Consider the following 22,121-nt stretch of genomic DNA (forward strand, 5'->3'; position numbering starts at 1 on the left):
GTTTTTTTGCAAAAAGATTAAAAACAATTACTCAAAGGATGAGGTTTGCGTCTAAATATAATGTCATGAAATTTATATAGCCATGCAACCAGATACCTGAAAAATCCCTCTACGGTTAAAGTGTTTGGTATATCACTTTCATTTATTTCCTTTGAGCTGCTTGAATGCTTTATCAATTTTATCTCGGATCCACTTGTGAACAGGGTCATTTTGGTGTCGCTCATGCCAAATTCCGCGAATGGTTACGACAGGAAGAGGGAAGGGACATGACATTAGCTCGAGCCCGTAAAATTGCTGACCTTGCCTGGCGAGTGACATCGGCAGGAAAGCAATTAGGTTTGAGTTTGGTAGCAAAGCTAACTGTGAATTGAGTGTCTCGGTATAGAGGCCAATTTGTCGTTCAGGCAGTCCTGCTTCTTTCCCATACCGCGTGACGGGATCATCTTTGTCATCGAGAAGGCTGGATTGGATGTGGGGATAGTGGAATATCGCGTTGCTATTCCAGTTTGCCAGCACTGGGTGGTGTTTATCCAGCAAGCAAACGAGTCCCTCGTCGGCGAGGTGCTTTTGCATAAAGCGGGGATTGGCTTGCAGGCCAGCACCAATGATCATCTCCAGCTCACCTTTATCCAGTTTCTGGTCGCTGTCGGCTGTTAAAATCTGTATATCAAAGATGATGTTTGGCGCTTCATCTTTGATCGCCCTGAAGGCGTCTGCAAGGTAAGTCGCAATGAGAAAGTCATGGGTTTGGATCCTGAACTGACATCTTACCGTCGCTAAATTCAAGGACTTCGGTGTCAAGAGGGTATCTATTTCATCCAGTATGAATCTCAGTTTGCCTGAAAGCTCGAGGGCGTAACTGGTTGGCTCTAGCCCTTTGGCATTACGAATGAAAAGCGGATCGCTGAAGGTTGTTCGTAGCCTGGTTAATGTGTGACTCATGGCAGACTGGCTCACATTCATTTTTGCCGCTGCCCGTCCGACATGCTTTTCTTCGAGCAAGGCGTGCAATGACTTCAAGAGGTTAAGATCAACTTTTGAAATATGATTTCTATTCATAATTGTTATCAAGCGTAATCACTAATACTAATAGTGGTGCGAGTGTAAGCTCTTTTCAACCCATCAATAGGATAAAGAGCATAATGAATATTTTTACTTCAGTAGTCACAGGGTTGCTTTCGGTATTTTTCTTGTTTGCCAGTTCTATCAAGCTACTAGGCTGGCAGAAGATGATTTTTGATAAGCAGTTAGCCTTTTTCCATTCGTACGGTTTTAACCGCCAGTTCATGTTTCTGGTCGGGTTAACGGAGTTATTTGGCGCTATTGCTATCTGGTTTCAGGGGAGTTTTTGGGGAGTGCTAGGCGCATTGGCGCTGGCTGGAACATCAATGGGGGCCATTGTCTGTCACCTGCGGTTTGATACATGGAAAGATGGGATCCCGGCGATGATCACCTTGGTTCTATCAAGCATGGTGGTCTATTTTTCATACTCTCTCAAGTAACACAATGTCAGCTTTTCGACAGGAATTAATAATGAAAACCAAGAAGATAAATACTGCCACCGTCGCCGCCTGTTTTTCCGTTACCGCTCAGGCGCTCATTCAGAAGCTGATTGAGTCGGGTACTCAGGTTGTTGGCTTCGGGCGTAAAGGAGACGAGCAGCGCGCTGCCGAGCTAGAAAGAAAATATGACGGGAAATTAACTGTCTTATTGGGGGATTTAACCGATGAAGAAGATTGTCGTCAACTCGTCTCTCAGTCGCAGGCTATCTTGGGCGGGGCAATATATGTTCACTATCACTGTACCGGCGTCTACTCCTGGAATCGATGGGAGGACGTGGAGGTGACTGAAGTTGAGCGCCTGTTCAGTGCTAACTTTACAACGGCTTGGATACTTGGCAGAGAGGTCTTTTCGGCAATGAAGCGAAGGGGAGATGGATCGATTATGTTTGTTTCGGCAAGAGATACGATTCGCAATATCCCTGCTGGTTTCGGGCCGTATATGGCATCGAAGCTTGCTCTGAACGGGTTGGTCGAAAGCCTTGCGGCTGAAGGCGCGCAATACGGGATCAAGGTTAATGCCGTGCTGCCAACTATTGTGGATACCGATGTGAATCGACAGGCCATGCCGGACGTTGACCCAATGACCTGGGTTGATCCGATTCAATTGGCTGAGATCATGATAGATCTAACCCAGCCATCGAAAACGAATGTGTCAGGCGCGCTGATACCGGTATCGGGAAAGATGCTGTAAGTCGTCAGTGCTTGGCTCATTAATCCAGATGGATACGCACTGCCGTATCCATCTGTTTAACTGCCAAGCTAGCTCAAGCTTTGGTCAGCGCCTGGTTTAGCCATTGGTCGAACTGGCCTTTAGGTAGCGCACCGTTGATTGTGTCGATAACCTGGCCGTTTTTAAACACCATAATCGTTGGAATAGAACGAATCCGGTATTGAGCGGCAAGCGTTTGCTGAGCTTCGGTATCAATTTTAACGAAGCGAATATCCCCGTCGCGCTCAGCGGCAACATCTTCAAAGATGGGTGCAAAGCCTACACAAGGGTTACACCAGGGGGCCCAAAAATCGACTACCACAGTTTTATCGCCCTGGATCAGGGACAGGAAGTTGTCGGTTGTGCCTTCAACGGGCTTACCGTCCAGTAACTTATCTTTGCATGCGCCACATGAGGCAATGTCGTTAACGCGTTCGGTCGGGAAACGGTTGAGTGCCTTGCAGTGTGGGCAACGGGTAGTCATAGTGGTCATTATTGCGTTCCATTAAGAGTCTTTGGCAATAATGTAACGACTACCCCAAGATTAGAAAAGCCGGAATAATAGATTGATACGATAGATTGTTTCTATCAAGTTAAAGTACTGGCTAACTTCACTTTAACGGACTTCGGTTAAGTACTTTGTTTGTTAGTGAATTAACCCCAACTCCTTTGCTTCCGCGATAGTCAGGCCGCTATCACGAATGTCGCGAAGCATTTCGATACGGCGTCTTGCTTCTGCCTTTTGGCGTTTGGATTGAGCTACGCTTGAGGCAGTTTCATCTTTGTAATCCCACTTAGAAGCAACATCTGCAATCTCTGTGTGGTCGATAGAATTGATAGACACAATTACCTCCTAAAGAAACCCTGCGTCGAAATCAACTTATCTTTACCAAACGAAATTGGAAGAGTTAAGACGATAAAATCCACTTTGTGACATATCGCATAATAGTGCAAATTGTATGAAAACATGCTTTGAATTAGACGAGTTTGGGGGTACCTTTGACTGTTCCAGCCCATGAGAAATTATGGGGACAGATCAAATTTTTCGCGTACACCTGTATTGTTTTATTCATCCTCTTTTTGTGTCATTTTCGGCCCATTTACTACCGTAGCTTGATTGTAATAAAACTGTTATATATTAATTGGTTACATCTTATCCGGCCGAGTTGAATCAATGGGAAGATGTTGCTGTATCCCAGTTGCATATCTGAACATTACCCCCACATAATATTCACTGCGAAAATGGCCAAGCGTTATGGCCAAGCACGTCTCCTTACTTGTTCCGAATCTGAACTCCCTGCTTCCAGCAATAAGATAAAGAGGATGATGAAGATTGGCATATGTCCGACAAGCTCATCCCAACCAGAAAGCAGAAAAGTTGTGGTGAATATCATCAGCAACAGGGCGTAAATTATCCGGTTGGCAAGATTGGCAATCAGGAGTAACCCGATAATTGTTTCACTTACCCCGACGAATAGGACGAAGTGAAGGTTGCTGATCTGGGGGAGGTTGAGTAGCGGAAAGAAATTGTAGTACTCATTTTGGTCGATAAATGCCAACGCCATGCCTGGAAGCATTAGTTTATTGTGGATCCCCAGTTCTAATAACTGAAGCCCAAGTCCTATCCGAATGAGATGAACAGCAGTTCTTCGCCACTGATTCTTATTCTGCCCCAAGGATTTACAAAGGCTGTAGTCATTTCTGTTAAGGCTCGGACCAATAAAAACCAGTGCAAGGCCAACGAACAAGAACTCGAACAGATAATCAAGCGCGATAAAAAAAGGAAAGAAAAGCAGCAGTGCAAGAGAAGTGATCACAATGGCAACACCCGTGAGGCTGACTGAAATTGCCATAAGGACGATAGCAGCAGCCTGGATGATGACACCGTACAGTGCAAGCTGGGGTGATAGAGTAAGGTTCGGGGCAAGGAATTCCCCCTGCAATAGGTTAATGGCAAGGTAACAGTTAAGAATCAGCACCAAGAAGTACCATAGCCATGGATGGGACGTTACGACAGGGCGAGTTAGACCCACTTTTAATGACTGCGGCACGATAGTGACTCGGGTAAACAGTACGGCTAAGGTGAACAGGCTGAGTGTTGTCACAGTAAGTGCAAGTGCTATTAGATCGAAGGGGAGGTTAACATCTGGGTTGGTGCCATCGGGGATAAACCACCTTACGTGGGCGTATCCGGGGTTGCTAAAACAAAGGCAAGCTAAATAGGCCGCAATAATTAGCCAAGCCTTACCATGAGGTAATTTCATTCTTTTCATTAATTGTATCCTCTCAAAGGTTTATCTCGGATCATTTGCTGACTCATCATTGGGATCTGCCGTCAGCGTCAAGAGAAATGCTTCGAGCTGGTTGAGTTGATAGGGCAATAACTTAAGTGCTGCGATGTCTGAATGTATGCCGATAGTCTTCGCAGCGCGGTTGTAGTACTGAAGTACGTCTTTAAGGGTGCTAAATTGTCCGGCATGCATATAAGGGGCTGTTGCCGAAATATTCCTCAGGCTTGGGACCTTCGTTGCTCCTTTGAGTTCGTCTGCGGCTCTTTTGCTGAACCGTAGTTCCTTGCATTGTGATGGCAGGCTGTCGCTATAGCGGCCCAGACAGTTGAATGGATCGGCAAAGGCAAGTTCAAGGCCACTCCAGTGTCCTTTTTGCGCATCAGGATGAGGTTCGGGAATGGTTGTGGCGTGAAATCCGCCATTAGATAGCAATGGGCCATTATGGCATCGGAAGCATTGCCCTTGCTCGCTGATGAAAATTTTAAGCCCAGCGACTTCTTGTGCATCCAGGAGAGGATCTCGAGTCGGAGCCGACTTCTCTGTTGCAGTCATTATTTGATCGACATAACGATCAAATCGGGTAGCCACCGGCCATAGGGTTGCCTGATAAGCAGCAAGAGATTTCCCAATATTCGCGAAAACCCGGTTAATGGCCTCTTGGATAGGTTTGTCTAGCTGGTGCCACAGTTGTTGCTCTACAGGATACTGGCTGCTTGGGGAGGCTTGGGCTGGCAGTACTGCACCGGTGAGCTCATCAGGAATAGGGCCAAAAATGGATTGGTAACGTTGTGAGTATTTGTCGAGGACGTGTAGTACATACTGAGTGCGTGTACCGCCGTGTTCGATGTGGTTCTCCAGGGGCTTCAGGGCCTGGGCCCAAAGGCTATCAGCCCTTCCGTCAAGCATGTACCAGTTATAGTTGGCTGCACCGAGCAATGACGGGACTTGCTTTGTTATTGATAGCTCATTTCCTGGTTTAAGAGTGAAATAATGTTCTGGCTGGTGGCAGCTAGCACAGGCAACTTGTTTAGATCTGCTTAGCTGGGTGTCACTGAAAAGTCGTTCTCCAAGCAATACCGCTTGTTTGTTGTGTAGATATAGATTTGAGGTGTCATTTACCTTCCATTTTGCAGGGAGGCGCAAGCTGCTAAGAATAGCCAACTCTTTTTGACTCCATTGTGCATCTTCAGGTGTTGATATATTAATTATTAGGCTAGTAGCTAATAAAGCCGTAGCACATGAGACTATTGATGATATTTTAATTAGCGTTGTCATGATCTAAATCAATTTCTATTTTTTGATAGAACTCTGAACTATTATTAATACCAATAAGTTCAATCTGCCACTTCCCGTACATATTAAATTTCACGCCATCAACAATGTATTTGCCCGGATTGATTTCATCAATTAGCTTTGGCTGGGAGGGGAGTCCGTGCTGGTGCTCAGGCATGCCTCCCTTGACAGTAAAATCTAAATTCTCAACTGGCTGTCCTGAAGTGTCATCAATGATGATGAGCCAGGAGTGTATGTTATTCAATGTGATAGGGAAGTCTTCTGGCGCAGCGTTGACGTTATAGTTGGCACTCTGCACGCTAATAGGCAGCGCAGTACCAGCAAACAGAGGATGAGCTAACATCAGGATGAAAGTCATTAAGATATATTTTATAAACACGGAAACCTAGCTTTATTAATTGTTGTATTTGTTGTTTTAGTATTGTTTTGGTGATAGTCATCTTCAATCTCAGCTTTGAGAATAACCACAATAAAAACATTGATAATAGCTGGCGGGTTAGCGTTATATTACAGAGTAAATAATATTGTTATTTTATATCTGAAGCTTAATGGTTTTTGTGCGCCTGTTTAAAACTAAATTACGTGAAAATATAGAAGCGACTTTTTGTCAATTAACTAATAATTGTTTGTTGATAATTTCTTCAATACTTCGACGGCCTGTTCGGCATCCTCGCCAACGATGGTGAAGATAAGCGTGTCGTTGTGCTGGATGTTTAGCGATAACAGGTTGTTGATATTTTTGGCATCAACAGATTGACCAGCTTTAGCCAGCCTTATTTGTGCGCTGAAAGAGCGAAGCGTCGTCGCAAGGGTTGCGGCGGGGCGGATATGGAGCCCGTGGGTGTGGTGAACCTTCCAGATAAAGGTTTGTGGTTCATGGTGGCTGGCAGTAACTTCTGCATTGTTGTTTTTTGGCTCTTCTGGTTTCAGTGGTTGCTCAAGCGCTTGGGTTTTGGCGGTAAGGGCATTGTTTGCCTCCTGGATGACCGCCTCGAGCGGCAAGCCTGATGCCGCTGAGACACTGGCGGCAATACAGCCCTCGACAATAGGGGCGGTACAGATTCGGACTGTTTTATGTAGACTGGGTTCGATGAGATCGAGCGCTGTTTCTGCACTGAGGATCGCACTGCCTAAATCGACCATTACCAGCACGCCATCCACTGAATATACAGCTTCTATCGCCTCCATGACCGCAACGGCATCTGTACCAATTGGGTTTTCAGGATCATCAATACCAGCGGCTATCGCAATATTGACCTTGCCCTGAGTTACCTGTCCGGCAAGCTCCAACAATCCTTGTGCAAGCTTCAGGCTATGGGAAACAATAACAAGGCTGACCATAAGCGTTGTTACAACTAGATGCCCCAGCGCAGGGCTGGCGTGTTAACGGGCTGGTCCCACAGTGTCAGCATCTCATCGTCTACTTTAAGCAGGGTGATGGAGACGCCTTGCATATCGAGCGACGTGCAATAGCTACCGATGAGCCTGCGCTCGATGTTGATCCCTGCTTGAGCCAGAACTTCTGCAGCTTTCCGGTAAACAGCAAATAACTCAGATAACGGTGTGCCGCCGAGACTGTTAACCAGCACGATGACCTTGTCTCCCTGCTCGATTGCCGAGGTTACCCATTGCTCATCCTGCCATTGATAGCTGCTGCCGTTCCAGCGTCGCACAGTGCGTTGATACGGTGTGTTGTCGAGCAGTTGCGCCATCATTTCATTGGTCGTTGTATTGCAGTCTGAATACGGTGCTTTTTTGATACCCGGTTCGCCATGAATGCCAACGCCAAACTCAACCTCGCTGTCTTTCAACTGAAACCCGGGTTTTCCAGCAGCGGGCACCGTACAGGCTGACAGGGCTACACCTATTGAGCGTGCCTGATTGGCGATACGTTTGGCCAGTTCGCAGCATTGCTCCAGGGTGTAGCCGACTTCAGTGGCTGCACCGAGTATTTTTTCTGCCAGAACGGTTGCGGCAACACCTCTGCGACCGGCTGTGTAAAGGCTGTCTTTTACCGCGACGTCATCATCAATAAGGGTGGCCTGAACGTTTATGCCATCAGCATGCAGCAGCTCAACGGCTGCCTCAAAGTTCATGACATCACCGGTATAGTTTTTGACAAGAAATAGTACCCCTTCGCCACGATCCACCTGTCGGCCGCATTCGTACATCTGATCTGGGGTAGGCGAGGTGAAAATCTCACCGGGGCATGCAGCATCAAGCATTCCATAACCCACGAAACCGCCGTGCATAGGTTCGTGACCGCTGCCTCCGCCAGATATCAAAGCAACTTTCGGACGTCCCTGAGACGAGCGACAGATATAATAAGGGTCAAGGTTTATAGTGAGCTCAGGATAGGCTTCGGCCATTCCCTCAAGCTGTTCTCTGACGACGTTATCAACGTGGTTGATCATCTTTTTCATTGGGGGCCTTTCAGACAGGGAAGCTGTCTGTTTATGTTAGTAGACGGTCGCCAAATTGCTTCATAGGACTGAACACAGAAGGAAAGGCTCCATAGAGGAGCCTTGAATAAGGGAGCACAACGTATCGCGAACGATAGCCGCTACTAGTCGATCTTAATGTCGAGCCCTTCAGCGAGAGCCTGACCTAATTCTTTGTCTGCCTGGTAGAAATGGAGTACTTGCTGTTTTTTGATCTGGTCGTTATCCACGTCGCTCATCGACGCCATGATGTTGCCGATGAGGCGTTGCTGCTGGTTTTTGTCCATCAGGCGGAACAAGTTCCCCGGCTGGCTGTAGTAGTCATCATCGTAGTCTCTGAAGTCGAAGTGCAGGGCTTCGCGCTCTAGCGCCAGTGCCGGCTCGGCATCGTGGCTCGGGGTATAGCTATTGTGGTGGTTTGGCGCATAGTTAAGATTGCTGCCGCCATTGTCATCGGCGCGCATACTGCCGTCGCGATGGGTTGTATTAACCGTAGGCTTTGGCTTGTTTACCGGTAGCTGGCCATGGTTGACACCGAGGCGGTAGCGCTGTGTATCGCCATAGGAAAACAGGCGGCCCTGCAACATGCGATCTGGCGAATAGCCTATTCCCGGAACGATATTGGCAGGGGTAAAGGCGGCTTGTTCTACTTCGGCAAAGTAGTTATCCGGGTTCCGGTTTAGCTCCAGGGTACCCACATCGATCAGTGGGAAGTCACCATGAGGCCAGACCTTGGTGAGGTCAAATGGGTGTATGGCATACTCACCGGCTTGCTTCTCGGTCATGATTTGGACTTTGACGTCCCATCGTGGAAATTGTCCTTCCTCGATACTCATAAACAGATCGACCTGAGAGGATTCCCGACTTTTACCAATGATAGTGGCGGCTTCTTCGTCGGTATAGTGGCGATGCCCTTGCTGGGTTTTGAAGTGGAACTTGACGTAAAAACGCTCATTGTTTTTATTAATGAAGCTAAAAGTGTGGCTGCCGTAGCCATTGATGTGGCGGTAATCTGTCGGAATACCTCGATCACTGAACAGGATCATGATCTGATGAAGCGATTCGGGATGGCGAGACCAGAAGTCCCAGGCGGCTGTTGCACTTCGAAGGTTTGTTTTTGGATTGCGTTTTTGAGTATGGATAAAGTCAGGAAATTTCAGTGGATCGCGGATGAAGAAAACTGGCGTGTTGTTGCCGACAAGATCCCAGTTGCCTTCATTGGTATAGAATTTCAGTGCGAAACCACGCACATCACGCTCGGCGTCGGCTGCACCTTTCTCGCCGGCTACCGTTGAAAAACGCAATAAGACATCGGTTTGTTTACCTACCTCAGAAAAAATATCGGCCTTGGTATATTGGGTGATGTCATGAGTTACCGTAAACGTACCGAATGCAGCAGAGCCTTTGGCGTGTACGACACGCTCGGGGATTCGCTCCCGGTCGAAATGAGCCAGTTTTTCCACAAGCCAGGTATCTTGTAGCAAGATAGGGCCCCTGGCACCGGCTGTCAGGCTATTGTCATTATCGACGACAGGCGAACCGTTTGCTTGAGTCAGTGTTTTCTTTGTCATGGGACAGCTCCTTTTGGGGTCTGAATTAAAGATAAGCTAGCCCGTTCAATAGGTGAAATTCGTAGTTTCTATCTTATCAATAAGTAAAACCACTTAATGAAAAGAGGTTACAAGCCTGAAGGACTTATGGTGGATAAGCGTTTGGTGCAAAGACGTTATGTGGACTGAGGTTATGAGGTGTTATGTCGAGAGTGGTAATGAAAGCCGTAAACGGGATACCCGCCCAAAGAGTAGGGTGGGTATCCTGCCGATAAGGGGGTTATGGTTTCTTAGGAAGAAAATCAACCATTCTGATCCCTCTTGTTGCGTTGTAATACAGTTTGCCTTTGAGTGCAGAGTACTCTTTTGAAGTCGCGTACTTTGGAAGCACAAGGTCAATACAGCGCAGTGAAGACTTTTTATCTTCAATGAACAGGCGGAAAAGAATATTGTCCTCTGCATTGTATACTTTTACTGCAGAAGGATACTTTGCCAGCGCTTTCTTGTTCGTTTTATAGTTCTTATAGATGCTTACCGTCGGGATTGCGACTGGCGTTGCGTCTTTTTTAGCGATGGCGACAGGGTTGATCAGCACAGCATTTTTCCCCATTTTTGCCCACCAGGCCTTGTGGCTCATTCCCGGTAGATAGTCGCTGGTCGATAGGGTCTTTTCCTTAATCTTGTCTTTCGGCATATCGTCAAGGCAAGTTGGGGGCGGTGGCTCGTTGGCAAATGCCTTGCTGAACAAGGCCCAGCGACTTTGCTTGATCGGACCAAGGGCGTCAACAATATCGACTTTATTGATATCGTAAGGCTCGCCGCCAAAGTTGATATAGTTCTTCGTCGGAAGCTTCTTGGGCGGGGTTTTACGCTTGTTGCTGGCTGTCTGGTTCTTCTTCTGCTGCTGTTGGTTCTGCTTTTTGCGCTCGTAATACTTGGCGGTTAAAAGCGTTGCATAGTGGTGATCGTAGTAGGCTTGCAGATCATCGAAGTTATAGAATTCCAGCAATTCTACCCGGCGGTTAAGGGCTTTTCCCGCGGCAGTTTTGTTGGAGGCGACAGGCTGGTATTCGCCTAGCCCTTTGTAATAGACATGTTTATTGTTGACCTTGAACGTGAGCAATTCGTTGCTGATTGACTTGGCTCTCTTATCAGAGACTTTCAGGTTCAAGTCAGCCTTACCGCTGTTGTCGGTATGGCCAAGGATCAACACATATGACTGCCTTTTGTTGATATTTAGCGAGCGACCGTAGAAGTAGCCCCGGTAAGAGCGGTTGGTGATCGTTGTCTCACCGGATTTGAATAATTTGAGAAACGTGGTTTTGGTGCCCACTTTCTTTTTGCTGCCGTTATTAGACAGGTAGATATCTTCAGTCCGGATGTCCATCTCGGATGCGTACATTTGAGCAAGTTGCTGGTCCGAATAGCCCTTTTTTTCGGTGGTCTTTACCTTATCGGTGGAAGAACAACCAGATAATACCAAGAGGAGACCCAAGCCTAAGAGTAGTTTTCTGGCAAGCTTCGAGCTGTTGTGTTGATAGCCAGTGAATACGTTAAGCACGTTGATAACCTAGTCCTTTTCAAAGTGGATCTTTTGCAGTCAGGGTTAAGTCAGCGATTGGACTACAAGATTCTATTTGTTTAAAGCAAACACCCAACAAGCCAACATAAGTTGGCTTGTTGGGTATTGAGTGTTACTTCATTTGGCTAAGTAACATAGGCCGCCCCATCCCCAGGAGCTTGGCATTACTTTGCTGGAAGTATCCCTGCCAGAAAGTCTGCAGTTGTTTCATCTTTTGAGTTGAAACATAGGACTGACCGCCAGGTAGTACGCCGGTACCAATGATGTAGATATCCGCATTCGCAAAGTCTGTAAACATGCTCTTTTGGCTAACCAGAGCAAGCTCTTTCTGCGGGTCAATCGTACGGATACGGCCGTTACCGTAGAAGGAGGTAATATCCGAGTTTTCCAGCATGTCGCTAACGAGCAGAACAACCTTACGCTTGGCAGAAGAGTTGGCGACAATCTGGCTGGCAATGTCACTTAGGGTGCCAATCAGCTCGGTATTGGTTGGGGTTTCCTGGGCAACAAAAGAGTCTTTCAGTGTTTGACCGATTTTGTTGACGAAGAACACCGACTGCTTCTTCAGGCACTTATCAAGCTTCGCCAGCTGAGATTTTCTGACATGGTTACGTTGCTCGGGCGCAAGTGGCAAATCCGTCTTACCCTGAAACGCGATATTGGTATAGCCATCGTTGTAGAACGACGAGAACTGAACCATTTGAACAGCATCACCAGGTTCAAGGAAGCGCTTGATCTGCTGATACATTTCGCTCTTCATGTTGTCATGCAGGCTGTGCGCCATCGTACGGTCGAGAACAATGAACAGTTCACGCTCATTCGAGTGGTTAACCAGCTCTTGAGGTAACGAACTTGTACAGCTCGGCACATCATTGCGATCAATCGCAGCATTGGCAGACAGGCTACAACCAAGAGTTAGCAGAGCCGGAAGAATCCATGATCTTTTCATTATGTGATCCTTGTTTATACCATTGCCTGAAGACGCGCCAGACGCTCTTCCGGCGTTTCTTCTTTCTGCTGCTTGATTTGTGCCATCGCTTTGATAACAACTTCGTCAGAAAGACCTTCGATATCGTGATTTTTCACTCGTGCAATAATAGCAGGATCAATATCACCTTCAGCTGAAGCAGCTGGGGCCGCGGGCGTTGGAGTAACTGGCGCTACAGCTGGCTGAACTGGTGCTGGTTTAGCCGTTTCAGCCAATGTAACTTTCTGGGTGTGACGCAGTACTTCCAGCTTGATGAAGTTGATGAAATTTCGGTTAGTCGGGTTTGCCGCAGCGTGCAGTACTTGCTGTTCACCAGAGTTCTTCTGGGCGTAACGAGAAATTTTAGCCTGCAGATGAGACAGTACGCGTTGCGCGATACGGGCGACTTCATCACGTTTCGCATTGTGGTGGGCGACGAAGCTGGTTACGTTTTCGAACTCATGAACGTAGCCGTAGGCATCTTTGGACTCTTTACCTGAGAAGGTTGTTTTGAAACCCAGGTAAATACTGTAACACTGCATCGCAATGAAGATAACGGCCAGGATGATGAAGGTTGTCCAGCCTGCTTTCTTGTGGGCTGACATTTTTTCTTGCAAGGCTTTCTTATCTGCAGCGTCGTTCGTTTCGATCGCTTCTGCTGGTGGTGCAAACGGGTCGTCAAAAGTGAATACATCATCAGTAGAAGAAACTTCTCCTTGAACTTGTTCAATGGCAAGTTTTTCAAGTACCTGTCCACGAACGTAGGTTGCGCCAGAGGCAACGATAACAATGAAGATCAACGTTACGATTGTCATCACCCAGGTTTTGGAGAAGTTGGCATTAACCTTGTCAAGACGGTTAGCCATTTGCTGCCAGCCCGGTTCATTGTCATCGATGTGGTTTTGCTTCGACTTCAAGCTCACACTGTTGTTTGGCTCGATGATGTTTGGCTTGTTAGGCGAGTTCTGCCAACGTAGTCGTACTTTGTCGATTTGCTGGTTACGGTATAGCTCACCACCCATAGCGTGAGTAAGTACTACCAACAAAGCACTGATCAGCATCGCAATCGCAATCGCTGCTTCTTTTTGCAGCGCTTCACTCGCGTCCTGAAGGGTAAAGCCAGCCAATACATAGGCAAAACCCGCTGCTTCGATGAGAACCAGAACCGATAGACCAAGCCAGTGGTACCATTTAAGTGGAGTGATCCCTTTGTCTCCGACTTTATCCAGGTAGATGCTTGCCTGTTGGTAGTGCTCTTCATCAGCGCTGTATTTGTCGTATTCGCGAACGAATGAGTTACAGACTTCACGTTCAGCGTTAAACCAACCCTGATCGTCTATTTCAAGACGACGTGATAGGCGGTTGTTGGTGCCGATGAGTGGAAGGCGGTAGGAAATTGACTTTAACCACAGTGAAATTCTACTCCACCACACGTAAGTAATTACCAAAAAGGACAGTGTGGATACCACAACAGACAGTAGCCCACGGTATTGTGAGGCTAACTGAATCAAATCGTTCATAGCTTCTCTCTTATTTTAGTGTTTGTTGATATACCTAGCATCATCAGTCCCTGATGATTGTTTAATGTTTGTTTCGAAAAACAGGCAGGCATTATCGATTGAACATTCACAAGTGAATGTAATTCAAAAAACATGCTGCTTATGAGTTATGAATATTATTACCAATGTTTATTTTGCTTGATTATTGTTCGCTTTCGAGCAGTTTGGTAATAGCAAGAACTACAAAACCTAGCCATGTAAATTTAGTTAGCTCTATTAGTTTCTTAACTAAATGATAATATCATAAACTATACTGATTTTTCCAGTTAGCTTTCATTTTCATTGTGTTACATTCTGGTCAGACGACTTGATCCGTGTGTAACATGAGCAATGTAAAGGCTATGTAAGTGCAGGTCATCCAGGCGGTAAATACTTACTGATTGCTGATCTTCTATCAAGGTACGGTTTTGTGATAAATGTACGTAAAATTTATTATGGAATTTATTAAAAGCACAAAAAATGCACACTTTTGATATGGGCTTATGGGAAGCTTTGCCATCATAGTATCGCTAGTGCCTTATCTCATTCTCAGTGAAACATCTCATCAATAATATTATCGAGGGTTTTCTTATCGCGGCTACAGCTTTCAGACTTGTGTTGGCTAAGCTGTTCTGTATATATCCAAGCTTCTGACAAAATTTTGACACTCTTGCTTGAATTGAGTCGCCCATTTATAAGCCGGATTGGTTGTATTATGGCAGAGTACGCTTTGTGTTTATTGCGATGGACATTATTGATGCTGGGCTGCTGGTTGATTGTTATCTCAACATCGGTTTTTGCCGAAGAGGGAGGAAGTGGCCATTACCTTCCCGGTTTTATGGCGTCGAGCATTGATATGTCACTGTCAAATGAAGCCGTTTTAGTGCGCTTGATAGCTAACACTTTTGAAGGAACGTCGGGCAATTCAAAGTTGCCAATGGCTGGTCAAACTGTAACAGAGGTGGATATTGAGACTGACGAGGTCGCCCTGGATCTTCGCTGGAGCCCTGCCGGTGAATTTGCCGACGGCTGGGTGTTTAGTGCGGGAGTGACATTTCCTTATCTTTCGCTGAGAGTATCGGCTGACATTGTGGATGAAACGGGGGGGCAAGATACTGTTTCTAGAAGAGTCGTATCAGAGCAAAGCGGCTTGGGGGATGTGATCATCCAGCCTCTGATGTTCTCTCATACAATCAACAGAGAGTGGTGGGGGGATTATCGGCTCGCTCTTTATGCCCCTACGGGCGATTATGAACTAGGGCGCTTGGCCAATACGGGTAAGAACTACTGGACCATTAGTCCTTCGCTGGGACTTGTGCATATCGAGCCTGCTATCGGCAGAGAGTTCTCAGTGTTTGGTGGAATAGATTTTAATAGTACTAACAGTGATGCCGATTACCAGACAGGGACACAAGCTCATATTGAGTCGACATTTGTTCAGAACGTTATCTTGCTTGGAGGCTTCACCGGTATCGGCGTTAGCGGTTATTGGTATCAACAGTTAACTGGCGATAGTGGCCAAGGAACAGTGCTGGGAGAAATGAAGAGCCAGGCTATTGGTATTGGCCCTGTATTGAGTTACCGAACTCAGTGGCATCGTACCAAACTTGCTGTTGAGCTGAAATGGCTTCATGACATAGAGGTGAGCCGGCGACTTGAAGGTGACACCATTTCAATAAAAGTACGCGCAGAGTATTAAAGGTTGCAGGCGGGTTTGTCTAAGAAAAAACAGTGGTGATGCGCTGCCTGCAACCTTTACCTTACATGTAATCTGTCTTAGAGTCTGTTATGACTTTGAGATTCTATTTAATTAGCTTAAAAGCATATATCTAGGCTTTCATAAACCACTCCGGTGGTATCCAAGAACCTTCAACATATTTATTTCCCCACCTTGCTAGCTCTTGAAGAATAGGCAAGATATCTTTTCCTTTTTGGGTTAATAGATACTCATACCTTTTGGGGCGATGTTGATATGCAACTTTTGAAATAATGCCTTCAGCTTCAAGCCGTTTTAGTCTTTCAGCCAGTCTATTAGTTGGGATCTTCTCTGGTGAGTTGACCAAATCATTATAGGTTTTCTTACCGCAATGAAGATCTCTCAGTACAACAAGTGTCCATTTATCTCCAACTATATCTAGGCTATTCACGATTGGGCAGCAGAGTTTTCACGAGAAAACTGCTGATAGTGGCAATGTGGTAAAAAGAGGGTTTTGCCCTAGCTGTGGCTGTCACATATATGCAGAAAATAGTGAAATGCCACTATTTGAGTTTATTCGGGTAGGTAGCTTGCACAATTTGGAGTTATTTAAACCTGAATTGGTCGTATATGGCAGTAGCGGAGCATCCTGGGACCATATGGATCCATCATTGCCGAAATTTGAGACGATGCCTGAAATGTAGTGATGCCACACAAGATAATAAGAAGGGCCTCCAGTAAAAAGCTGGAGGTTGACTATTGAACGATAATGCGATGCCTTTTCTTTTATCTTCCGCATTTTTTACTTACAAATCCATGAATAATATTTCAGCTATTGAGGCTTGAGTCACGCTATCTCTCACGCATCAAAATACACTTACATTTATAATGGTTTTGCGAACATTGGCGACGGGAATCTGAACGGATGTCGCCATCGTGATATTAAACTGGCCAGCTAGCTTGTAATGCCTAGTTAGCTTCTCAATTTGATATTGCGAGGATAGGCACATGGAAAAACTAGAGAGGGCTAAAGCACTGTTTAAGCAGCCGCTAACATTGGATGAGCTACGAAAGCTCGACCAGTTGGAACGCGCGGCAAAAGGAAAAGAAAGGATGTATATCGGTGCGCTATGGGATGCTGCTTATGCCGCTGTGGATCCCATCGTTTTGCACCAGGCCAGAGTTGAAGGCTTGTTGTAATCAAGCTGCCTGTTGTCAATAACAGAGGGCGTTCAACACGGCGACTAACTGATAATTGAATCGCTGAATAACTGAAGAGAAGCCGATCATATGATCGGCTTTTTTGTTGGCAGTGATAATGTGGGTACATACAGCTATCTCATTGCTGCAATTGTATGTCTCGATTCGGCTATTTTTCATGATACGGCCTGTGGCTAATATCAACTAGTAACAAAGAATCATCCATGGAAAAAACTTTAGTAATCAAATTCCTATAGTTCGTGTAATAAAGTGTAATCGTTTCCGTCCCTGATTGGCTATAACATCTCTTTTGAATTAGTCAGTCAAATAATAACACCATCAATCAGGAGACTTATTATGTCAAACAATGTCAGTAACGTTGGCGCTTACGGCTCTCTTCTTCTACCGGAAGAGTTTCCCTTACAAATGGTCGCGGCTTTCGAAGTGATGCACTCTATTGTGGGCGTTGATTACAAACCGCTTGCTGGTCAGCAACAGGTCGTCGCCGGTATGAATTATGTCTATTTCTGCCGCGCACAGCCTGTTTATCCTGATGCCGAAGCTTACATGGCTAAAGTACATATCTTTGTATCATTGCCAGACCAGGAAGGAAAAGTTCATTACTCCATTACTGAAATTGAACGTGTTGCACCTTAATGTCCGCGACCTGGATATTGATTAGATTGCTACAGCTTTGACTTAATGGAATAAGGAGCGACAAGTTATGACTATTGAAAAACAGGAAACTTTGCTTGTTTCAGGTGCAATAAACAAAGTTGCGTTGCATCAACTTGCTAACTTCATTGTTGATACGAATGCTTCGACTGGGTACACCTGGTCTGTGATCCCTGATAATTCAGGAACTTACGAACTAACACAAATTGTAAACCTGGAAACTAATATTGGTTTAATTGGTAGCCCGGGTAAAAACATTTATCAATTTGAAGCAATCCGTCAGGGAACAGGAAGTGTTTTATTTAAGCATTTCCCACCAGGCAGAAGCGAAGCGGTAGAAACGGTAGAAGTCACAATTGAAGTTGCTTAGACCATCGTAGGTATTGGTTGTGCGACATGGCAGGCTGTGCTTACAGCCTGCATTTTATTATTCAGTTATTTCTTAAGAATAAACTCTTCAATCACCAGGGCAACACCATCATCGTCGTTGCTGCTTGTGATATGGTTTGCCAGCGCTTTGGTATCTTCCGTAGCGTTACCCATTGCTACACCAAGCCCGGCGTACTTGATCATATGATGATCGTTACCGGCATCTCCCATACAGATTACTTCGCTAGCTTCAATCCCGAGGTGCTCTGCCAGCATGGCAACACCTGCGCCTTTGTTGCTTTTAGGGTTTAGCAGCTCCAGGAAGAACGGTGCACTTTGCACAATCGTGTACTGTTCGTATAGTGATTCAGGTAGCTGGGCAATCGCTGCGGACAGCACTTCAGGATCCGCGACCATCATAACTTTGATGATCTCTTCGTCGTTGTCGAGCTCGGCAAAATCAATTTCAGTGACCTCTACGCCGTTGATCGTCGATTCGTGCTGGGTGTAGGTGTTGTTTTGCGGAGTGATAAGGCCGCGAGCCGGTGAGAAGGCATGAACGAAAACGCCGAGATCATGGCCAAGGCTGGCAATGTTCTTGGCATCGCTGCCTTTCATGATTTGCTTTCTGATAATTTCTTTGCTTGCAACGCGCTGCACCAGTGACGCGTTATAGCTTAGTACATAATCGTCGTTGCTGGTCATGCCTAGCTGAGCGAGGTAGTCAGCCATTCCCTCTAGTGGTCGGCCAGAAGCCAATACGACATGAACGCCTTGTTCTCTAGCATCTTTAATTGCTTGCTTGGTACGTGCAGAAATCTCTTTCTGCGAGTTAAGCAGGGTGCCATCCATATCGAGTGCAACCAGTTTGTACATATTGTGTATCCACATTCAAAAATTTTTAGAACGCACATAATAATCAATTTATGTGATCAACTCGACATAAATAGATAGCTGGCAATATACCTGTTCGCTTATTTTCGATTGATAGCTTAGTTGGTAGCTACTTGTTAGCGAAGCTTTGCTTTCTTTTGAATGGTATGTTGCTTACAGTGAATAGATGAAACCAAGTCATGTTATAAGAACTAGGGTAGGGGAAGCTAAGTGAGTAAAACGGTATATACGCAAGATGTGCTGCAAGGCCGTCAGGTGATTGAACACCTCCTGGCAGAAGAGCTGCCCGAGGGGGTTCACAGTTTCTGGTTTCGCCCGCAAAACAACGGTATCGGTCAAAGCTGGCATTTACCCGTTATTGTTTTTCGGGGGGAGCCTCAAGTCGATGGCCCTAAGATAATGATCACTGCAGGCGTTCACGGTGATGAACTTAACGGGGTGATCACGGCACAAAAGATCATCCAGCAGTTGCAGGCACAGCCCATCAAGGGGACAGTAACGATTGTGCCGATAGTGAATGTATCAGGGATGCTTATGCACAGCCGTGACTTTATTCCGTCTGATCCCGACGCTTCACCTACAAATATCAACCGTATCTTTCCGGGCAACCCGGATGGTGATGCTGCCCAGCGATATATCGCGGCCATTTGGCAGAATTTGTTAGGGCACAATGCTGATCTTGCGATCGACTTACACACCCAAACCCGAGGTGCAGAGTATCCGTTATATGTTTTTGCTGACTACCGTATTCCCCAAACAGTAAAAATGGCTCGTCTAATGAACCCGGACTGTATTTTTGATGACCCCGGCGATGAAGGTGTACTTGAGACCGTCTGGAATCGTAGTGGTGTTCCGTCGATTACCGTTGAAGTGGGGGCTGGTAAGGTATTACAGCCCGACATGATCGAGCGCTCTTTGCAAGGGGTGTTGAATATTCTTAAAGCCGAAGGTGTTATCGAGGGCGAGCCAAAGTCTGCCACTCAGGAACACTATGAAGGTAAGAAAGTGATCACAGTACGTTCAGAAGTCGGTGGCTTTGCACTGCCTCAGGTGGAAATTGGTTCTCGTGTTGAAGCCGGACAGCTGGTGGCAATTCAATATGACAGCTTCGGCGATGAACTTAAGCGTTATGAGGCCCCGTCAAGCGGCTATGTACTCAGCGTCAACCAGGATCCCATGCGTGAGCCGGGAACCTTATTGGTTCGCTTGCTTAAGTAGTATCTCGCATTGATATAAGGAACTTGTGGATTTACAGGCATCGTGACGGTATAGTGCGAAACAATATATTAGAGGCGAATTATTCGCCTTTTATTTTGAATCTATACCGTACGCCATTCAGGGTGTGCGAAACGAAATTAGATAGAAAGAACTGTAAAGTCGTGAGAGTTGTAATGAACATAAAAGAAGAAGTGTTAATGGTAAGGAAGGCAACAGTTTCAACAATTGGTATGGCTGGTTGGGGGAGTTTCAAAAGGGCATTGAAAGCAGCAATTAGCTTTGTATTGATTGCGTTTGGAGGCACAGCCACAGCCGGTCAGGTATCACTAGGTGCGATAACCTCTTATGCGCCTGAAGTTTATCGGGATACTGATGCCAACGTCGTTGTTATACCTGCAGTTGGTTACGAAAGCGAACATGTGTTTTTTCGAGGTTTTTCCGCCGGGGTTAGGTTATATCCAATCGGTACACCGACAAATGTGATCTTCCGATTAGCTTATGATCCTAGAACACTGAAGCCATCAGATTCTAATGATGCTCAAATTCAGACGTTGGATGAACGTGAAGCATCGGTGCTTGGTGGTGTTAGCTATCAGGTGATTTCGCAGGTTGGTGTCTTTGAAGTCGGAGCCGGTACTGATCTTGGTAACAAGCACAACGGTTTGTACGCGGAAGTGTCTTGGAGGTTACCAATCAGGATGAACCGCTTCGGTATCACGCCACAGCTTGGTTATTCGTATAATAGCGATCGCATTAACAACCATTTATACGGTGTTTCAAATGAAGAGTCGCTCCGTTCTGGTTTGGATGAGTTTGAAGCTGACTGGGATGGCCAATATTTTGTGGGTTTGAGCGGACATATTTTTATTACTGAAAGCTTAAGGCTAAACGCAAGTGTCCGATACACCAACTTGGAGGGTGATATCGAGAAAAGCCCGATTATCGCGGCGTCAGTAACCAGCCAGGGTTCTGTCGGTATCTCTTATGTCTTTTAAGCTATTCGATTAAGGTTTTCGTTGAATGGTCAGTAAAGAATGATGACTTACTGACCTTTTTTATTGACTCCCTGTTTTACCTGCTCTCAGAATATATCTCGCCTACTGACTCGTTGGCTTAGCAAGCGAGCGAATTACCATTGGCTTTAACTTTATGATTTCGCTGGCCGAAAGTGCCCCTATTACAATCATCCCCATGGCGAGTGTTGTCGTGAGTGTCAGTGATTCGTCAAAGATCACGACAGCCATTACTGCGGCGACAACGGGAGTGAATGAACCTAAAGCTGCGCTCATCTCTGCACCAAGCCGCGAAATCGCATACCCATAGCTGAAGTTGGCGATGATCCCGGCGGCGATCCCCTGAATTAACAGGTGAAAGACGACATCACTGGCCGGGGCTGCCATCACGTTAAATTCAACCCAGTCCATCACATAGAAAACCGGTAATAACAGGCAGGCCGAGATTGCCAGTATGGCACCGCCAACAATGGGAGACAGACCACTCACCCGTATCCCAATAGTGTACCAGGCCCAGCTGAAACTGGCTGCCAGTAGTAACCCGTGCCCTTGTAGAATTTGATGCTGACCGCTCGATAACGAGTGGGCGATAAACAGGCCGATGCCAATAAATATCAAGCCAATACCCAGCTTCCTGATATGGGATATTTTTTCACGATAGCAATAAGCCGCGATGGATGACACGAAGAGGGGGAGGATCCCCGGAATTAATGAGGCACCATCGGCAACCGGTGCTAAACGTAGCCCGTTGGCCGCCAATAGAAAGAAAGGCAACCCGGCGCCGAAAGCGATGGCAAGAAGGTAGCGTTTGGGTGTCGCTTTGATTTGATTTGTCTTGGGCAGACTTAATACGCCGAATACCAACGCGGCAGGTATGAAACGTAGTAGAGCTATATCCCCGACAGTGAGCGGTGACTGACCTGAGGCCCTTAGTGAGATGAAGAAACTGGCCCAAATGAGTAGGGTGGCCAACATTGCGAGTAAACCCAGCGCTCTTTCCTTCTTTGCCGCTAGTTCCATTTTATAGTCCGCGATTTATTTGTCTGGAGTAACAGTATGAATAATTATCCAGGGTTAAAGTTGGCAAAAGGGCAGGCTATTGACACCTGTGTTGATAAATATT

At 46.2% G+C, this 22,121-nt stretch carries 24 protein-coding genes; 9 read left to right on the plus strand and 15 right to left on the minus strand.

Features of this window, described 5'->3' with window-relative positions; genetic code table 11:
* Window positions 1–138: 138 nt before the first annotated feature.
* Window positions 139–1,059, minus strand: coding sequence for a LysR family transcriptional regulator (locus tag EIZ48_RS04970; protein ID WP_160648973.1), 921 nt, complete (start codon window positions 1,057–1,059; stop codon window positions 139–141).
* An 83-nt stretch (window positions 1,060–1,142) separates the two neighbouring features.
* Here EIZ48_RS04970 and EIZ48_RS04975 point away from each other — a divergent pair, with 83 nt between their 5' ends.
* On the plus strand, window positions 1,143–1,502 hold the full coding sequence (locus EIZ48_RS04975) for a DoxX family protein (protein ID WP_160648974.1): 360 nt from the start codon (window positions 1,143–1,145) through the stop codon (window positions 1,500–1,502).
* 31 nt (window positions 1,503–1,533) lie between these two features.
* Window positions 1,534–2,253: an SDR family NAD(P)-dependent oxidoreductase gene (locus EIZ48_RS04980; RefSeq protein ID WP_160648975.1), complete on the plus strand. Its 720-nt coding sequence runs from the start codon at window positions 1,534–1,536 to the stop codon at window positions 2,251–2,253.
* 73 nt (window positions 2,254–2,326) lie between these two features.
* Here EIZ48_RS04980 and trxC read toward each other — a convergent pair whose 3' ends face one another.
* The 11 genes from trxC to EIZ48_RS05035 all read right to left on the minus strand — a co-directional run bounded on the left by trxC (window position 2,327) and on the right by EIZ48_RS05035 (window position 13,915).
* Complete coding sequence (gene trxC / locus EIZ48_RS04985) at window positions 2,327–2,764, minus strand: thioredoxin TrxC (RefSeq protein WP_160648976.1); 438 nt, start codon at window positions 2,762–2,764, stop codon at window positions 2,327–2,329.
* 153 nt (window positions 2,765–2,917) lie between these two features.
* Entirely contained in the window at window positions 2,918–3,115 is a 198-nt protein-coding gene (locus EIZ48_RS04990; RefSeq protein WP_160648977.1) for a hypothetical protein, read from the minus strand.
* A 409-nt stretch (window positions 3,116–3,524) separates the two neighbouring features.
* A complete protein-coding gene (locus EIZ48_RS04995) occupies window positions 3,525–4,544 on the minus strand; it encodes a hypothetical protein (protein ID WP_160648978.1) in 1,020 nt (339 codons plus the stop codon).
* 21 nt (window positions 4,545–4,565) lie between these two features.
* The gene (locus EIZ48_RS05000) at window positions 4,566–5,723 is read right to left on the minus strand and encodes a cytochrome-c peroxidase (RefSeq protein WP_240152867.1); all 1,158 of its coding nucleotides are present in this window, start codon (window positions 5,721–5,723) and stop codon (window positions 4,566–4,568) included.
* A 97-nt stretch (window positions 5,724–5,820) separates the two neighbouring features.
* A complete protein-coding gene (locus EIZ48_RS05005) occupies window positions 5,821–6,213 on the minus strand; it encodes a FixH family protein (RefSeq protein WP_240152868.1) in 393 nt (130 codons plus the stop codon).
* 257 nt (window positions 6,214–6,470) lie between these two features.
* Window positions 6,471–7,196, minus strand: coding sequence for a dihydroxyacetone kinase phosphoryl donor subunit DhaM (dhaM, locus tag EIZ48_RS05010; protein WP_160648980.1), 726 nt, complete (start codon window positions 7,194–7,196; stop codon window positions 6,471–6,473).
* A gap of 14 nt (window positions 7,197–7,210) precedes the next feature.
* The gene (gene dhaK / locus EIZ48_RS05015; RefSeq protein ID WP_160648981.1) at window positions 7,211–8,278 is read right to left on the minus strand and encodes a dihydroxyacetone kinase subunit DhaK; all 1,068 of its coding nucleotides are present in this window, start codon (window positions 8,276–8,278) and stop codon (window positions 7,211–7,213) included.
* 143 nt (window positions 8,279–8,421) lie between these two features.
* A complete protein-coding gene (locus EIZ48_RS05020; protein WP_160648982.1) occupies window positions 8,422–9,867 on the minus strand; it encodes a catalase in 1,446 nt (481 codons plus the stop codon).
* A 259-nt stretch (window positions 9,868–10,126) separates the two neighbouring features.
* The gene (locus EIZ48_RS05025) at window positions 10,127–11,407 is read right to left on the minus strand and encodes an OmpA family protein (RefSeq protein ID WP_160648983.1); all 1,281 of its coding nucleotides are present in this window, start codon (window positions 11,405–11,407) and stop codon (window positions 10,127–10,129) included.
* A gap of 133 nt (window positions 11,408–11,540) precedes the next feature.
* Entirely contained in the window at window positions 11,541–12,377 is an 837-nt protein-coding gene (locus tag EIZ48_RS05030) for a hypothetical protein (protein WP_089153686.1), read from the minus strand.
* Between the two features lie 14 nt (window positions 12,378–12,391).
* On the minus strand, window positions 12,392–13,915 hold the full coding sequence (locus EIZ48_RS05035) for a hypothetical protein (protein WP_240152869.1): 1,524 nt from the start codon (window positions 13,913–13,915) through the stop codon (window positions 12,392–12,394).
* Between the two features lie 733 nt (window positions 13,916–14,648).
* Between EIZ48_RS05035 and EIZ48_RS05040 the strand changes: the two genes are divergently transcribed.
* Window positions 14,649–15,632 (plus strand): SphA family protein, encoded by a 984-nt coding sequence (locus EIZ48_RS05040; protein WP_160648984.1) that lies wholly within the window; start codon window positions 14,649–14,651, stop codon window positions 15,630–15,632.
* A 130-nt stretch (window positions 15,633–15,762) separates the two neighbouring features.
* Here EIZ48_RS05040 and EIZ48_RS05045 read toward each other — a convergent pair whose 3' ends face one another.
* A complete protein-coding gene (locus EIZ48_RS05045) occupies window positions 15,763–16,080 on the minus strand; it encodes a winged helix-turn-helix transcriptional regulator (RefSeq protein ID WP_338046895.1) in 318 nt (105 codons plus the stop codon).
* Window positions 16,081–16,126: 46 nt separating this feature from the next.
* Between EIZ48_RS05045 and EIZ48_RS30050 the strand changes: the two genes are divergently transcribed.
* The 4 genes from EIZ48_RS30050 to EIZ48_RS05065 all read left to right on the plus strand — a co-directional run bounded on the left by EIZ48_RS30050 (window position 16,127) and on the right by EIZ48_RS05065 (window position 17,874).
* The gene (locus EIZ48_RS30050; protein ID WP_369127459.1) at window positions 16,127–16,333 is read left to right on the plus strand and encodes a GFA family protein; all 207 of its coding nucleotides are present in this window, start codon (window positions 16,127–16,129) and stop codon (window positions 16,331–16,333) included.
* 304 nt (window positions 16,334–16,637) lie between these two features.
* Complete coding sequence (locus EIZ48_RS05055; protein ID WP_075765859.1) at window positions 16,638–16,829, plus strand: hypothetical protein; 192 nt, start codon at window positions 16,638–16,640, stop codon at window positions 16,827–16,829.
* Between the two features lie 357 nt (window positions 16,830–17,186).
* Window positions 17,187–17,486, plus strand: coding sequence for a hypothetical protein (locus EIZ48_RS05060; RefSeq protein WP_160648985.1), 300 nt, complete (start codon window positions 17,187–17,189; stop codon window positions 17,484–17,486).
* 67 nt (window positions 17,487–17,553) lie between these two features.
* Entirely contained in the window at window positions 17,554–17,874 is a 321-nt protein-coding gene (locus tag EIZ48_RS05065; protein ID WP_160648986.1) for a protease inhibitor I42 family protein, read from the plus strand.
* A 65-nt stretch (window positions 17,875–17,939) separates the two neighbouring features.
* On the opposite strand, the gene yidA is transcribed toward EIZ48_RS05065, so the two are convergent.
* Window positions 17,940–18,749, minus strand: a complete 810-nt coding sequence (yidA, locus tag EIZ48_RS05070; protein WP_160648987.1) for a sugar-phosphatase — start codon at window positions 18,747–18,749, stop codon at window positions 17,940–17,942.
* Window positions 18,750–18,977: 228 nt separating this feature from the next.
* Between yidA and EIZ48_RS05075 the strand changes: the two genes are divergently transcribed.
* Both EIZ48_RS05075 and EIZ48_RS05080 read left to right on the plus strand, forming a co-directional pair.
* On the plus strand, window positions 18,978–19,985 hold the full coding sequence (locus tag EIZ48_RS05075) for a succinylglutamate desuccinylase/aspartoacylase domain-containing protein (protein WP_160648988.1): 1,008 nt from the start codon (window positions 18,978–18,980) through the stop codon (window positions 19,983–19,985).
* Between the two features lie 230 nt (window positions 19,986–20,215).
* On the plus strand, window positions 20,216–20,980 hold the full coding sequence (locus EIZ48_RS05080) for a MipA/OmpV family protein (RefSeq protein ID WP_160649024.1): 765 nt from the start codon (window positions 20,216–20,218) through the stop codon (window positions 20,978–20,980).
* 102 nt (window positions 20,981–21,082) lie between these two features.
* Here EIZ48_RS05080 and EIZ48_RS05085 read toward each other — a convergent pair whose 3' ends face one another.
* A complete protein-coding gene (locus EIZ48_RS05085; protein WP_160648989.1) occupies window positions 21,083–22,018 on the minus strand; it encodes a DMT family transporter in 936 nt (311 codons plus the stop codon).
* Window positions 22,019–22,121: the final 103 nt, after the last annotated feature.

The organism is Photobacterium alginatilyticum, from assembly GCF_009910675.1.
GTDB lineage: Bacteria > Pseudomonadota > Gammaproteobacteria > Enterobacterales > Vibrionaceae > Photobacterium > Photobacterium alginatilyticum.